The sequence below is a fragment of the Alcanivorax sp. MD8A genome, assembly GCF_002888555.1.
Classification (GTDB): Bacteria; Pseudomonadota; Gammaproteobacteria; order Pseudomonadales; family Alcanivoracaceae; genus Alcanivorax.
The window spans coordinates 18,472-32,060 of the sequence record NZ_AQOQ01000036.1 but is presented as its reverse complement, the minus strand read 5'-3'; the positions used below and the strand labels follow the sequence as shown (position 1 = coordinate 32,060).

12 protein-coding genes are annotated in these 13,589 nt (G+C 59.7%); 9 read left to right on the top strand and 3 right to left on the bottom strand.

Features of this window, described 5'->3' with window-relative positions:
• Positions 1-96: 96 nt before the first annotated feature.
• The 3 genes from groL to A15D_RS14770 form a co-directional block, all read right to left on the bottom strand.
• Positions 97-1,743, bottom strand: coding sequence for a chaperonin GroEL (gene groL / locus A15D_RS14780; protein ID WP_102792552.1), 1,647 nt, complete (start codon positions 1,741-1,743; stop codon positions 97-99).
• Positions 1,744-1,835: 92 nt separating this feature from the next.
• The gene (locus tag A15D_RS14775) at positions 1,836-2,126 is read right to left on the bottom strand and encodes a co-chaperone GroES (protein WP_022986261.1); all 291 of its coding nucleotides are present in this window, start codon (positions 2,124-2,126) and stop codon (positions 1,836-1,838) included.
• A gap of 187 nt (positions 2,127-2,313) precedes the next feature.
• Positions 2,314-3,015 carry a HugZ family protein gene (locus A15D_RS14770; protein ID WP_102792551.1) on the bottom strand — a complete coding sequence of 234 codons (702 nt, stop codon included), beginning with the start codon at positions 3,013-3,015 and terminating at the stop codon, positions 2,314-2,316.
• A gap of 184 nt (positions 3,016-3,199) precedes the next feature.
• On the opposite strand from A15D_RS14770, the gene A15D_RS14765 reads away from it, so the two are divergent.
• The 9 genes from A15D_RS14765 to A15D_RS14725 all read left to right on the top strand — a co-directional run bounded on the left by A15D_RS14765 (position 3,200) and on the right by A15D_RS14725 (position 13,438).
• Positions 3,200-3,961, top strand: a complete 762-nt coding sequence (locus A15D_RS14765) for an SDR family oxidoreductase (RefSeq protein ID WP_022986259.1) — start codon at positions 3,200-3,202, stop codon at positions 3,959-3,961.
• Positions 3,962-4,290: 329 nt separating this feature from the next.
• On the top strand, positions 4,291-4,599 hold the full coding sequence (locus A15D_RS14760) for an MGMT family protein (RefSeq protein ID WP_102792550.1): 309 nt from the start codon (positions 4,291-4,293) through the stop codon (positions 4,597-4,599).
• Between the two features lie 73 nt (positions 4,600-4,672).
• A complete protein-coding gene (locus tag A15D_RS14755) occupies positions 4,673-6,217 on the top strand; it encodes an MFS transporter (protein WP_102792549.1) in 1,545 nt (514 codons plus the stop codon).
• A 95-nt stretch (positions 6,218-6,312) separates the two neighbouring features.
• Positions 6,313-7,263, top strand: a complete 951-nt coding sequence (locus tag A15D_RS14750) for a response regulator (RefSeq protein ID WP_102792548.1) — start codon at positions 6,313-6,315, stop codon at positions 7,261-7,263.
• A 31-nt stretch (positions 7,264-7,294) separates the two neighbouring features.
• Complete coding sequence (locus tag A15D_RS14745) at positions 7,295-8,173, top strand: ketopantoate reductase family protein (RefSeq protein WP_102792547.1); 879 nt, start codon at positions 7,295-7,297, stop codon at positions 8,171-8,173.
• Between the two features lie 126 nt (positions 8,174-8,299).
• On the top strand, positions 8,300-10,204 hold the full coding sequence (locus tag A15D_RS14740; RefSeq protein WP_102792546.1) for a TonB-dependent siderophore receptor: 1,905 nt from the start codon (positions 8,300-8,302) through the stop codon (positions 10,202-10,204).
• A gap of 209 nt (positions 10,205-10,413) precedes the next feature.
• A complete protein-coding gene (locus A15D_RS14735) occupies positions 10,414-10,971 on the top strand; it encodes a cob(I)yrinic acid a,c-diamide adenosyltransferase (RefSeq protein WP_102792545.1) in 558 nt (185 codons plus the stop codon).
• Positions 10,972-11,414: 443 nt separating this feature from the next.
• On the top strand, positions 11,415-12,767 hold the full coding sequence (locus tag A15D_RS14730) for an ATP-binding protein (RefSeq protein ID WP_102792544.1): 1,353 nt from the start codon (positions 11,415-11,417) through the stop codon (positions 12,765-12,767).
• The gene (locus tag A15D_RS14725; protein WP_102792543.1) at positions 12,764-13,438 is read left to right on the top strand and encodes a response regulator; all 675 of its coding nucleotides are present in this window, start codon (positions 12,764-12,766) and stop codon (positions 13,436-13,438) included. The genes A15D_RS14730 and A15D_RS14725 overlap by 4 nt, the downstream gene beginning before the upstream one ends.
• Positions 13,439-13,589 lie beyond the last annotated feature (151 nt).

Sequence of the window (13,589 nt, the reverse complement as noted above, 5' to 3'; positions counted from 1 at the left end):
GTGAGCTGTGAGCTGTGAGCTGTGAGCTGCCCTTAAAAACAAAAGCCCCGCACGAAGCGGGGCTTTTGTTTTTAAGGGGTCGAATGACCGGCTGATTTACATCATGCCGCCCATGCCGCCCATACCACCCATGCCGCCCATATCCGGGGCGCCGGCACCGGCGTTTTCTTCCGGCTTGTCAGCCACCATGGCTTCGGTGGTGATCATCAGGCCAGCGATAGAAGCCGCTGCCTGCAGCGCGGTACGGGTTACCTTGGCGGGATCCAGGATACCCATTTCCAGCATGTCACCGTACTCGCCGGTGGCGGCATTGTAGCCATAGTTGCCAGAGCCGTTGCGCACTTCCTGAACGATCACGGATGCTTCCGCACCGGCGTTGAAAGCGATTTGACGCAGCGGCGCCTGCAGGGCTCGAATCGCGATGGCGATACCGGCATTCTGCTCTTCGTTATCACCCTCAATGTCACCCATGTTGGCCAGAGCGCGCACCAGAGCCACACCACCGCCGGGTACCACACCTTCTTCCACCGCAGCACGGGTCGCGTGCAGGGCGTCGTCAACGCGGGCTTTCTTCTCTTTCATTTCCACTTCGGTGGCAGCACCGATCTTGATCACGGCAACACCGCCGGCCAGCTTGGCCACGCGCTCTTGCAGTTTTTCCTTGTCGTAATCAGAGGAAGAGTTTTCCACTTCGCGACGGATCTGCTCAACGCGGGCATCGATGTCCGCCTGCTGACCTGCGCCATCAACAATGGTGGTGTTTTCCTTGTCGATGTTCACTTTCTTGGCAGTACCCAGGTCTTCAAGGGAAACGTTTTCCAGGCTCAGACCTACTTCTTCGCTGATCACGGTGCCACCGGTCAGGATAGCGATATCCTGCAGCATGGCCTTGCGACGATCACCGAAGCCCGGCGCCTTCACCGCCGCACACTTGATGATGCCACGCATGTTGTTCACTACCAGGGTCGCCAGCGCTTCGCCTTCGATATCTTCGGCGATGATCATCAGCGGCTTGCCCTGCTTGGCCACGTTTTCGAGAACCGGCAGCAGTTCGCGAATGTTGGAGATTTTCTTGTCAACCAACAGGATGTACGGGGATTCCAGTTCAACCTGCATTTTTTCCTGGTTGTTGATGAAGTAAGGGCTCAGGTAGCCGCGATCGAACTGCATACCTTCTACCACTTCCAGTTCGTTCTGCAGGGACTGGCCTTCTTCAACGGTGATCACACCTTCCTGACCTACTTTTTCCATGGCCTGGGCAATGATTTCGCCTACAGACTTGTCAGAGTTGGCAGAAATGGTGCCGACCTGCTCGATGCTCTTGGTGCTGTCACAGGGAGTGGACAGTTTCTTCAGCTCACCGACAACCGCGTCTACCGCCTTGTCGATACCACGCTTGAGGTCCATCGGGTTCATGCCTGCGGCAACAGACTTTAGGCCTTCGTTGACGATGGCCTGGGCCAGTACGGTGGCAGTGGTGGTGCCGTCACCGGCTTCGTCGTTCGCCTTGGACGCCACTTCCTTCACCATCTGGGCGCCCATGTTTTCGAACTTGTCTTCCAGCTCGATTTCCTTGGCCACGGACACACCATCTTTGGTGATGGTGGGCGCGCCGAAGGATTTTTCCAGCACCACATTACGGCCTTTCGGACCGAGGGTTACTTTTACAGCGTCAGCCAGAATGTTGACCCCTTTGGCCATACGGGCACGGGCGTCATCACGAAACAGTACTTCTTTAGCCATTGTTCTTTACCTCTGCGAAATCTTTTCCATCCCCGATAACGGGGGACTCTAGTGTTCTTGATCCTGTGGTACCGGGCATCAGCGCCCAGCCCTTAACCTTCGATGACGGCCAGGATCTCGGATTCGCTCATGATCAGCAGCTCTTCGCCTTCCACCTTCACGGTGTTACCGGCGTACTGACCGAAGATCACCTTGTCACCCTTCTTCACGTCCAGCGGACGTACATCACCGTTGTCGGCGATCTTGCCATTACCGGCGGCGATCACCTCACCACGGGACGGCTTCTCGGTGGCAGAACCGGGCAGCACAATACCGCCAGCGGACTTGGTTTCTTCTTCTTCACGGCGAACCAGCACGCGATCATGCAAAGGACGGATGTTCATTTTCCTTAAACTCCCAGTTTAGTTCTGATGACATCCAAGCCAACGACAGGGCCGGCTTGGCAGTCCGAATTAGCACTCTAACGAGTCGAGTGCCAATCATAGTAATGATGACAGTACAGTCAACAGGAAACAGGCGCTTGCTGCTGACTGTCTGCAGGGCTCAGGAATGGGGCTTGTGGGGCAGGATTCAAGGGCGGGCGAGGAAAAATTCTTCCGGCCGGGTGCGTGCCAGCATCACCAGGGTTTCACGGACCTGGCCGGCATCTTCCGCCCGGGCAGGAAACGGCAGGCGGCGCAGGCGCTCCTGATGCCACAGCCAGGCCCCCCAGGGATCAATGGCCAACATCCTTGCGCCCTCTCCCGGCTCGCCCAACAGGCTGAGATAATGATCCACGGCGTCACCGTGATCATCATTCATGTGCCCGACCATGGCCTGCTCCCGGGCCAGGTCCCACCCCCACGGCTGGGCAACCGCATCGCAATTGAGCCATTGGGCACGCGCAAAGCCCGTGATCCAGCGTGCTTTTTCCGGGCGCAAGGCATAAAAGTGAAAATCCAGCGTCAGGTAGTCGCGGGCATGGGGGAAAACCTGTAGGTAGCGCTCACCCTGCTCTGCCGGAATCCGCACCATCTCACCCGTGACAGACAACCGCGGTGCCGCCTGCCAGTCACTATGTTGCTGCTCGACCCACATCAACGATGCGGCCGGGTTCTGGCGAATATTGGCGGTATGCTCCGCCAGATCACTGAGCAGCACGATCAAGCGTCCTTCCTGGTCCGGCACCGTGTTGACCGCCGTGCTTAGCGGATGCAACCCGGCATCCACCGTGGCCAGTGCCGCATGGCTGTGCTGATACATGAACGACTGGGCGTCGGCTTCCAATTGCATGCTTTCCTCTCCTTGTCTCGGCTGCCGCACCACCTTCCTGGCGTGCTGTACTGATAATAGCAGCGATTGGCAGCCCTGCCGCTTTCCCGGTTTTCCAGCCCCCCTGAGCAATCCGGTCATTGGTCTTGCCCGAGGCCGCTCCCATAATCGCCCTCAACGTGAACCGACAGTCTAAGGAATCACCATGGATCTGAACCAGAAAGTCATTGTTGTCACCGGTGCCGGCCGCGGTCTGGGCCGTGGTATTGCCAGCTACTTCGCCAGCAAGGGCGCCCGCATCGCCTGTGTGGACCTGAACCAGGAAGACCTGGACGCCACCGTGGCAGCCTGCGAAGCCGCTGGCGGCGAAGCCCGTGCCTACATTGCCAACGTGGCCAAGGAAGAAGAAGTCGAAACCCTGTTCAACAACGTGGGTAACGACTTTGGTGCCCTGCACGGTCTGGTCAACAACGCGGGCATCACCCGTGACGGTCTGCTGGTGAAGTACAAGGATGGCGAAGTGGTCGGCAAGATGAGCCTGCAACAGTGGCAGGCCGTGATCGACGTCAACCTGACAGGTGTTTTCCTGTGCGGTCGTGAAGCCGCCGCCAAAATGCTGGAACTGGGTACCGAGGAAGGCGTGATCGTGAACATCTCCTCGCTGGCCCGGCACGGCAGCTTCGGCCAGAGCAACTACTCTGCCGCCAAATCCGCCGTGGCGGCCATGGCAGAAGTGTGGGCAAAAGAACTGGCCCGCTACAACATCCGCACCGGTGCCGTTGCCCCGGGCACCATCAACACCGACATGCTGGCCGCCATGAAGCCGGAAGCCCGCGATCGTCTAGTACAAGCGGTCCCCCTGCGTCGTCTGGGTGAAGCCGAGCATATTGCCCGCTCCGTGGCCTTCATCTTCGAAACCGACTACTTCACCGGTCGCTGCATCGATATGGACGGTGGGCTGCGTTAAGCAGCTGTGAGCTGTGAGCTGTGAGCTGTGAGCTGTGAGCTGTGAGCCAGCATGATGTGGTGGACACAAAAAAGGGCAAGCCTTCGGACTTGCCCTTTTTTGTATGCCGCTACCCTGAAGAACAGACAACACCGTAGGGCGGAAATCGGCGCAAGCCGATCTCCGCCGTCTTCCAGATCCCGGCTCTCCTTCCGCACTGGCAAGCCATGTCAGAGATCGCCTGAGGCGATTTCCAACCAACGCGGCTTCATATCGCCCTTCCCCGCTAAGCCGCGATGAGCCGTATGTTTTCTCTTGCAGCCTGCCGCTTGTGGCTTGAAGCTTTCCCCATGAACAATGAATTCCGAGACGCCGTCTACCAGATTGTCGCCGCCATCCCGGCCGGCAGGGTCAGCAGTTATGGCGCTGTGGCCAGACAGGCCGGCTTTCCCCGCCACGCCCGCTTTGTTGGGCGGCTCATGAGCCAGTTGCCCAGCGACTCGCGCCTGCCCTGGCACCGGGTGCTGCGTGGTGATGGCCGCATTGCCCTGGCCGGTACACCAGCAGGGGAGAGACAGATCCAGCGCTTGCTGGACGAGCAAGTGGCAGTGACGGGCGGCAAGGTCCCCAACCGCTTTTTTGTCACCTGGAACGATTGAACCCGCATCGCTCCCCGCTGACAAAGTGTCTATGATGATCCCTTCGCCCACTGGAAGAGCCCGTTAATCTGACATGCCATCACAAGCCTCCAGCTGGCAGGATTCCCTGAAAGCCTTCCTGCATCCCCGTGTTGTCACCATGTTCTTCTACGGGTTCTCGGCAGGAATTCCCTTACTGCTGATCTTTTCGTCCCTGTCGTTATGGCTGCGCGAAGCCGGTGTGGATCGCTCCACCGTGACGTACTTCAGCTGGGCCGCGCTTGCCTACTCCTTCAAGTTCCTGTGGGCACCGCTTATTGACCGCTTGCCGGTCCCCGGCCTCACCCAATGGCTGGGGCGCCGGCGGGCCTGGCTGCTGATCGCGCAGCTCACCGTTGCCCTGTCGATTTTTGGCATCTCCCTGGTGGACCCCACCCAACCCGGGGCATTGAACCTGATGGCATTCGCCGTGGTGATGCTCGGGTTCACTGCCGCCACCCAGGACATCGTGATTGATGCATACCGCATCGAATCCGCTGGCGCCGAGATGCAGGCATTGATGTCGTCGTCCTATATCGCCGGGTACCGGATCGGCATGCTCACCTCCGGCGCGGGATCACTGGTGCTGGCCAGCGTGCTGGGCTCCACCAGCGAGGCTTATAGCTACGCCGCCTGGCAGACCACCTATGGCGTCATGGCCCTGACCATGCTGGTAGGCGCAGTCACCACCCTGATCATTCGTGAGCCGGCCAACCCCCGCCCGTCACCGTATCAATACAGCAGCGGCCAGTACCTGAAGTTTCTGAGCATTTTCGTCGCGGGCATCCTCGCCTTTGTCGCCACCTATGTGCTCACCCGCGGCATCTCAGCCAATGCCCGGGAGGCCCTGGAACTGGTGCTGAACAACGGCGCCATGGCAGGTCTGGCAGTAGAAAGCCTGCGCCTGGCAGTCGCCATAGGGGTGGTGTTCGTGGTGATTCGTCTGCTTGGGCTGACCCCGCTCTACGAAAAACAACTGGTGCACGAGAGCTACGTTGAACCGGTACTCGATTTCTTCCAGCGATACGGCTCCCGCCTTGCATTGCTCCTGCTGGTGTTTGTGGGGTTCTACCGGGTATCCGACATTGTGCTGGGGGTGATTTCCAATGTCTTTTTTGAAGATATCGGTTTTACCAAAACCGAAATTGCAGCGGTGGTGAAAACCTTCGGCCTGATCATGACCATTGCCGGGGGCTTTCTGGGCGGTTTGCTGGCAATGCGCCACGGCGTGATCAAGGTATTGTACCTGGGCGCCGTTCTGACCGTGGCGACCAACCTGCTGTTTCTGTGGCTGGCCTATGCCGGACATGACATCCGAATTCTTTATGCGGTCATTTCCGCGGACAATCTGACCGCCGGGCTGGCCAGCGCCGCCTTTGTGGCGTTCCTCTCACAACTCACCAATGTCTCCTTTACCGCCGTGCAGTACGCCATTTTCAGCTCACTGATGACGCTGCTGCCCAAAACCATCGGCGGCTATTCCGGCAGCATGGTGGACAACCTGGGCTACCCAGGCTTCTTCATACTGGCCAGCCTGATGGGGGTGCCAGTGCTGGGGCTGATCTACCTGATCCAGCGCCACCCCACCTTCCGGAACTGAGTCGCGGCGGCGATCCCAACAGGGTCACAGTATAATTTTCAATCAATTCACAAACCGGCTATAGTTGACGTTTACAAAAAACAACAAGAACGCCAATGAACGTGTCGGAAATGGATATTCTGGTGGTAGACGATGCCCGCTTCTCGGCGGCCGTGGTCAATCGCACCCTGGCAGCCGCGGGTTATACCCGCATTCGTCATGCCCACAGCGCCCACGATGCCCTGGGCCAGCTCGCCGAACAACCGGCAGACCTGGTCGTGGCAGACTGGCTGATGCCCGGCATGGACGGTCTGGAACTCACCCGCCGCATTCGCCAGAGCGACGAAGCCAACAACCGCTATACCTATGTGCTACTGCTTACCGCCCGTGAAGGGGTGGACGCCCTGCAACAGGCGTTTGATCAGGGCGTAGACGACTTTGTCTCCAAATCCGCCATGACCGAACAACTGCAGCACCGGGTCATGGCCGCCGACCGGATCATCCAGCGCCATAACCGCGTGCAAACCGACTACCAGCGTATGCTGTCGTTCAATCGGCAGCTCAAACGTCAGGCACTGGTCGATCCGCTCACCGGTTTCGGCAACCGCCAGGACGGCCTTCGCGCACTCAACAGCACCATCAAGCAGGCAGAGAAACGCAGTGGCGCTGCCTGCCTGATCCTGCTGCGCGTGGAAGGCTACGAGCCGTTGCTACGTGAGCGCGGTCAAAAGGTCATGCAACAGGGGGTGCTCGCCTTCAGCCGGCGCCTGCGTCAGGCGGTACGGCCGCTGGATCATCTTTGTCGCCTGCAACCCGATCTGTTTGCCCTGGTCACCTGGCAACCCCATCTGGATAACTGCGACCCCTCTGGTTTCCGTCGTCTGTATGAAAACCTGAACCATCGCGCCTACCAGACCGCCGCCGGTTTTATCAGCCTGCAGGTCAGCATGGCCCTCACCGCCACCGAGGGTGGGACCAGTGCCGAGCAGATGTTCGACCAGGCCAGTGCCGAACTGGACCAGTCCCTGTCCGGCAAACGGATCGTGGCCGTCTCCGCCAGCGCCTGACTTTCACTGGTCGCTGGCATACCATGCGGCCATGACATCCTCTCTCCCACACTGGTTTTTGCTGGGCGCTGGCAATATGGGCACCCTGGCCGCCTGGTACCTGACCCGGGCCGGTCATGGCGTCACTGTCGTCCGCTCCGGCGCGTCCTCAGACCTGAAAAAACAACTCCATCGCGCCGGTAACCCGGAGCTTGCCCTGCAACTGCCCACCCTGGCCCCTGAAGCTATTACAGGCCCTGTGAGGCATTTGCTGGTGGCGGTTAAAACCCCCTACACGCGATCCTCGTTAAGCCCCTTGTTGCCCTGGATAAACGAGGAGACACAGGTGCTGCGACTGCAAAACGGGCTGGGAGCCCTGGATGGGCTGTTACCTTCCGGGCAGGTGGTAGAAGCCGTCTCCACCAGTGCCGTCAAGGGCCAGCATCCCGACCATGAGATCGTCGCCGAAAACACCACCTGGATGGGGGGCAACGGTCCGCAACCCGAGTGGTTTGCCAGCCTGACCCCGCACTGGCCAGATCTTCAGTGGTGTGACGATATCCGTGAACCGCAGTGGAAAAAGCTGGTGGCCAACGCAGTCATCAACCCGCTCACCGCGCTCCACGATGTGCCCAATGGCCATATTGTCAGCGACCCAGCCCTGCGAGACGCTGCTACACGCCTTTGCCAGGAAGCGGATCGGGTACTGCAAGCCCTGAACCCGGACTGGCCGGGGCATTCCCTGGACAATGTGCTGGCCATCGCCCAAGCAACGGCGGGCAACACCTCCTCCATGCGTGCTGATCGACAGCGCGGCGCGCCTACCGAGATCGAAGCCATCAATGGCTGGTTGGTGACACAAGCCAACAGGCTTGGCATCGCCGTGCCAGCACACCTGGCGATCATTGCGTCACTCACGCGCGGCCAGTGACGACGGTCACCCGACCCAGGTTTTTACCCTGCTACTTTTTACCCTACTACACTGGCATTGAGCCGCGTTTTTCGCCATCGTAGCCAGCATTGTTCGCCTACTTCTGTCATCTGTCGTGGAATCCCGATGCAGCGTTCTCTTGTTGTGGCTGTCAGCCTGCTTGCTTCTGGTCAACTTCTGGCCGCCAATGAACTCCAGACCGTCAAGGTCAGTGGTGCCACCAGCACCAGTCTGGCGCGGGAATTGCCTGTTGGCGCAGTGATCCTCGACCGTCACACCCTCAACAGTCTGCCTGCCAGCGACCTGAGTGAGGTCCTCGACACGGTGGGCGGCCTGCAAGCCAGCCAGCTGTACGGCATCAATGGCAGCGGCGCCAGCCTGGACTTGCTGGGCTTTGGCGCTACCGGCAACCAGAACACCCTGATTCTGCTCAACGGCCGGCGCCTCAGCGGCATCGATCTTGGCTCGCCAAACCTGACCGGCATCCCTCTTGCGGCCATTGAGCGTATCGAAATCCTTCCCGGCGCCGGGGCCGCCCTGTACGGCAATGGCGCTACAGGTGGCACCATCAACATCGTCACCCGGCAGCGATACGAACAAAGCGCCGGGCTGGAAGTCAGCGGTGGCAGCTATAACGCACTGGGAGGGCAGTTCCATGCCACCGGGAACCGCGACAGAATCAGTGGCGCACTGGCCTCTCAAAGCCTGATCAGCGACGGCTATCGGGACAATAACGACACCCGCAATCACAGTGTCTTCGGCGATTTGCGTTATCAGGGAGAGGGCTTCCAAGCCTACTTTACCGCCACCGGCGAACAACAATCATTGGGGCTTCCGGGTGGCCGTACCATCGATGCGAGCCAGAACCAATTCCGCGACGACCCGCAAGGCACCAGCACCCCTCAGGATGAAGCCGAGCAGGACAATTACTGGCTGATGCCGGGAATCCGTATTGCCCTGGGGGACCAGAGCGCCCTGACCCTGGATGTCAGCCGTCGACGCCAACACCAGGATTTCGACTATGTCTCCAGCAGCAGCTTCGGTGACACCCGGGTAGACAGTTACAGTGTCACCCCCAAGCTGGAAGGCCAGAGCGCCACCGGCAGCGCAGTGCATAACTGGACCCTGGGTGTCGATCTTTATGAATATGACTACCGCAGCATTACCAGCTTCGGAAACCGGGACCTGGAACAGTCCCAGCGTGCCTGGTATATCCACGACCTGATCAGCCTCACCCCGAAATTTTCCATCAGTGCCGGTGCCCGCAAGCTGGACAGCACGCTCAGCGGTGAAGGGGCCAACAAGGATCAGGACGGCGAGATGTATGAAGGCGGCCTGCGATACACCTTCACCGGCAATCTGGCCCTGTTCGCCGGCGCGCAGCGCAGCGTGCGCATTGCCAACCTGGATGAACTGTCGCCCTTCAACCCGCCAGTGGATCCCCAAACCGGCAAAACCTATACCGTCGGCGCCAGCTGGTCTCAGGGATTCCAGTATTCGACCCTGACCCTGTGGCGCAGCGAGATCGACAATGAAATCCTGTTTGACCCGGCCACGTTCACCAATCGCAATCTGGACGACCCCACCGTCCACAAAGGCATCAGCATCAATTCCCGCTGGCAGGTCGACAAGGACCTGACGTTCACCGCCAACGCCAGTGCCCAACAGGCCCGTTTTGATGGTGGCCAATACAGCGGTAACGATGTCCCGCTGGTGCCCGAGCACACGATGGCGCTGATCGCCGACTGGCAAGCACTGCGCTGGCTGTCTGCGCAACTGAGTCATCGCTATGTGGGCGACCGTCATTACGACGGCGATCTGGCCAACCAGTACACGAAGCTGGATCACTATCGCACAACGGACCTGCAGCTGACCGCCCACTACCGCGGGCTCTACCTGCGCGCCGGCGCCTACAACCTTGAGAACCATCAGGTCGCGGATTACGGCAACTACAACGCCACGGCCAACAGCGCCACCCTGTATCCCTTGCCTGAACGCCATTACCGTATCGCGGTCGGGTTCGAACTTTAAGGACCGCCTCAAGCTCCAAGCTACAAGCGACAAGCTTCAACATGGGAAAGTCAGGGGCTGAAGCCTCTGGCGCCTTACCCGTGCACAATGTCTAACATCATGCTCGCGGGCAGGACGCTTACGTTGCGAGGAGCTGATTTCGCGTTGTAGCTTGTAGCTTGCCGCTTGCAGGCAAGCTCCCACATCGAGCCCCAGGAAAGGATGCTTGTATGACTGAAAAAACCCGTATCAATCGCGTCATTACGCGAACCGGCGACAAGGGCGATACCGGACTCGCGGACGGTTCCCGCGTCAGCAAGGCACACCCGCGCATTCATGCTCTGGGCGAACTGGACGAACTCAACAGTGCCCTTGGGGTACTCCGTGCGCGCTCACTGGATGCCGACCTGGACAGGGCGCTCGATGGCATTCAGCAACGGTTGTTTGATATCGGTGGAGAACTGGCCGTGCCCGGACGCGCTGTGATTGATGACCACGACCTGGTGGAGGTGGAGTCCCAGGCAGACATGATCAACGCCGAGCTCCCGCCCCTGAAAGAGTTTGTCCTGCCCGGTGGTCACCCCGATGCGGCCTGGTGCCACCACTGCCGCACCGTCGCCCGACGGGTCGAACGCGCCCTGGTTACCCTGCATGATACCGACGAGGACGCCGTGAACCCGGTGAGTCAGGCATTGGTCAACCGCCTCTCCGACCTGTTGTTTGTCATGGCACGGCTGATCAACCTGCGGCACGAACACCCCGAAACCCTGTGGCAACCGAAGGGATAGGGGCTAACTGTGAGCTGTGAAGCTATTTTTCCTGCGACCAAGTAAAAGCCCCGGCGCCGAATGCGATCTGAGGGAACGCTCTGGAATCTATACCTCGCTTGGGCTCGGTTCGCCATGCGAGCATGGTTATTCGCTTCGCTCACGCCTTCGGGGCCGCACTACGTGCGTTACTCCGCTGCGCTACGTTCCTACCGGGTGCTCAAGTTATTTGTTGGCGCCGAACTCACGATCTGGAAGGCGTTTCCGTTCTTCTAGAACACCCTGGAACTATTGTGGGTTTGCCCTTTCAATCAAGCGTAGCTTGTAGCTTGTAGCTTGTAGCTCACAGCTCACAGCTCACAGCTCACAGTCATGATCCCCGCTTTATGAAAACATTGTGCAAATGCTCCCCCGCCCACGGCGGCGCGGTACACTGGGTGCTCCAAAACCGTTGAACCGTCGCCATGGGCATTCGCAACAAGTTGTTCCTGATTTTTCTTGGCACCTTTCTGGTCCTGATCCTGGCGGCCAGCGGATTCTATTACCTGTCGTTTGTGCGCAGCCTCAATACCTACCTGGACGAACGTCAGCAGGAACAGGTGGAACGCCTCGCCGAACACCTGGGCACCCTGTACCAGCAAACAGGCAGCTGGGACTTCCTGCTCGAAGACCCCCGCCGCCTCAAGCGCTTGTATCGGCTGGCGGGCGACGAAGACCGTAACCGTGGCAAAAACGATGATCACCGCCACCTGCAACTGCTCGACACCGACAAAACGCTGCTGATGGGCCCGCCTGCCCCGCCCCGCTTACGGCTGGAGGTTCCGATTCTGGCGAACGATCAACTGGCCGGCTATCTTACCTACCCTAATCAGGAGGCGATCCGTGACAAGCTGGACGACCGCTTTCTGGAGCGCCAACTGCGGTTTGTCCTGTGGATGCTCGCGGTGGGGATCGTACTGTCGTTGCTGGTCTCCTGGTTGCTGGCCCGGCATCTGGTCGCCCCGATTCTGGCCCTGACCCACCACACCCGTGCCCTGCAGGAAGGCGATTACAGCGGCCGTCTGAACAGCCCACGGCGTGACGAACTGGGCCGTCTGGGGCACCAGCTCGACCAGCTGTCCCTGCGCCTTGAGCAAGGGCAGCAAGCCCGCCAGCGCTGGTTCTCTGACATTGCCCACGAGCTGCGCACCCCGCTGGCCATTCTGCAAGGGGAACTGGAAGCCCTCAGCGACGGCATTCGCCCACTGACGCTCGACGCCATCAAGGCGCTGGAAACCGAAACGCGACAGCTCACCCATCTGGTGAATGACCTCCACGACCTAGCGCTGGCAGATGGCGGCAACCTGCGCTACCAGCTGGTTGAGGAAGATCTGGCGCAACTAACTCGCGACGTGCTGGACAGCTATCGACACCTGTTCGACGAGAAACAATTCACCGTCGATCGCTGGCTACCGGAGTCCGCCTGGCTATTGATGGACCCGGTACGCATTCGCCAGCTGCTGGATAACCTGCTGCAGAACAGCCTCAAATACACCCACGACGGTGGTCAACTGCGTGTCAGCCTGGATTGCACCGGCAAACAGTGGACCCTGATTCTGGAAGACAGCGCCCCCGGCGTCCCGGACGCCTCCCTTCCCCATCTGTTTGATCACCTCTACCGGGTCGAAAGCTCGCGCAACCGACGCACTGGCGGGGCCGGGCTGGGGCTGGCCATCTGCCAGCGTATTGCCGAAGCCCACGGTGGCAGTATCTGCGCTGAACACAGCCCCCTGGGCGGTGTGCGCATTACCCTGACCCTGCCGGGAGAGTCCGTATGAGCCGTATCCTGATCGTGGAAGACGAACCTCGCCTGTCCCAGCTGGTGGCCGACTACCTGCAACACGCCCGCTACGACACCGAGCAGACCGACAGTGCTCAAACCGCCATGGCACTGGCACGGGACGGTGGCTTTGATGCCATTTTGCTCGATCTGATGCTGCCCGATGGCGATGGCATGGACGTGTGCAAATCCATCCGTCAGCACAGCCAGGTCCCCATCCTGATGATTACCGCACGGGTGGATGAAGTGGACCGGCTGCTGGGGCTGGAATTGGGTGCAGACGACTATATCTGCAAACCCTTCAGCCCCCGCGAGGTGGTGGCCCGGGTAAAAGCCGTGCTGCGACGCGCCAACCCGCAACCGGTAGAAGAAGCACAACCACCACTGGTACTGGATGGCGACCGTTTTGAAGCGCGCATTGCCGGCCAGTCCATCGCCCTTACCGCCATCGAATTTGCGTTGCTCAACACCCTGGCACGCCACCCCGGCCGCATCTGGTCCCGAGACCAGTTGATGGATGAAATCTACAATGATCATCGCGTGGTATCCGACCGCACCATCGACAGCCACATCCGCAAACTGCGCAAAAAACTCACCGAACACAGCCCCGATGCCCACGACTGGATCGGCAGTGTGTACGGAGTGGGCTACCGGCTGGAAACGCCTTAGTGAGCTGTGAGCTGTGAGCTGTGAGCTGTGAGCTGTGAGCTGTGAGCTGTGAGCTGTGAGCTTTCATATTGCGACGGCATTTGACCCAAAAGGCAAGCTCAAACAGCCTGTTTTTTATCTTTTACTCATAGCTGAAAGCTCACAACTCACA

Coding starts and splice junctions, on each gene's coding strand:
- A15D_RS14725 (WP_102792543.1), top strand. CDS start 12,764: ATGAGCCGTATCCTGATCGTGGAAGACGAACCTCGCCTGTCCCAGCTG.
- A15D_RS14745 (WP_102792547.1), top strand. CDS start 7,295: ATGACATCCTCTCTCCCACACTGGTTTTTGCTGGGCGCTGGCAATATG.
- groL (WP_102792552.1), bottom strand. CDS start 1,743: ATGGCTAAAGAAGTACTGTTTCGTGATGACGCCCGTGCCCGTATGGCC.
- A15D_RS14775 (WP_022986261.1), bottom strand. CDS start 2,126: ATGAACATCCGTCCTTTGCATGATCGCGTGCTGGTTCGCCGTGAAGAA.
- A15D_RS14760 (WP_102792550.1), top strand. CDS start 4,291: ATGAACAATGAATTCCGAGACGCCGTCTACCAGATTGTCGCCGCCATC.
- A15D_RS14765 (WP_022986259.1), top strand. CDS start 3,200: ATGGATCTGAACCAGAAAGTCATTGTTGTCACCGGTGCCGGCCGCGGT.
- A15D_RS14740 (WP_102792546.1), top strand. CDS start 8,300: ATGCAGCGTTCTCTTGTTGTGGCTGTCAGCCTGCTTGCTTCTGGTCAA.
- A15D_RS14750 (WP_102792548.1), top strand. CDS start 6,313: ATGAACGTGTCGGAAATGGATATTCTGGTGGTAGACGATGCCCGCTTC.
- A15D_RS14735 (WP_102792545.1), top strand. CDS start 10,414: ATGACTGAAAAAACCCGTATCAATCGCGTCATTACGCGAACCGGCGAC.
- A15D_RS14770 (WP_102792551.1), bottom strand. CDS start 3,015: ATGCAATTGGAAGCCGACGCCCAGTCGTTCATGTATCAGCACAGCCAT.
- A15D_RS14730 (WP_102792544.1), top strand. CDS start 11,415: ATGGGCATTCGCAACAAGTTGTTCCTGATTTTTCTTGGCACCTTTCTG.
- A15D_RS14755 (WP_102792549.1), top strand. CDS start 4,673: ATGCCATCACAAGCCTCCAGCTGGCAGGATTCCCTGAAAGCCTTCCTG.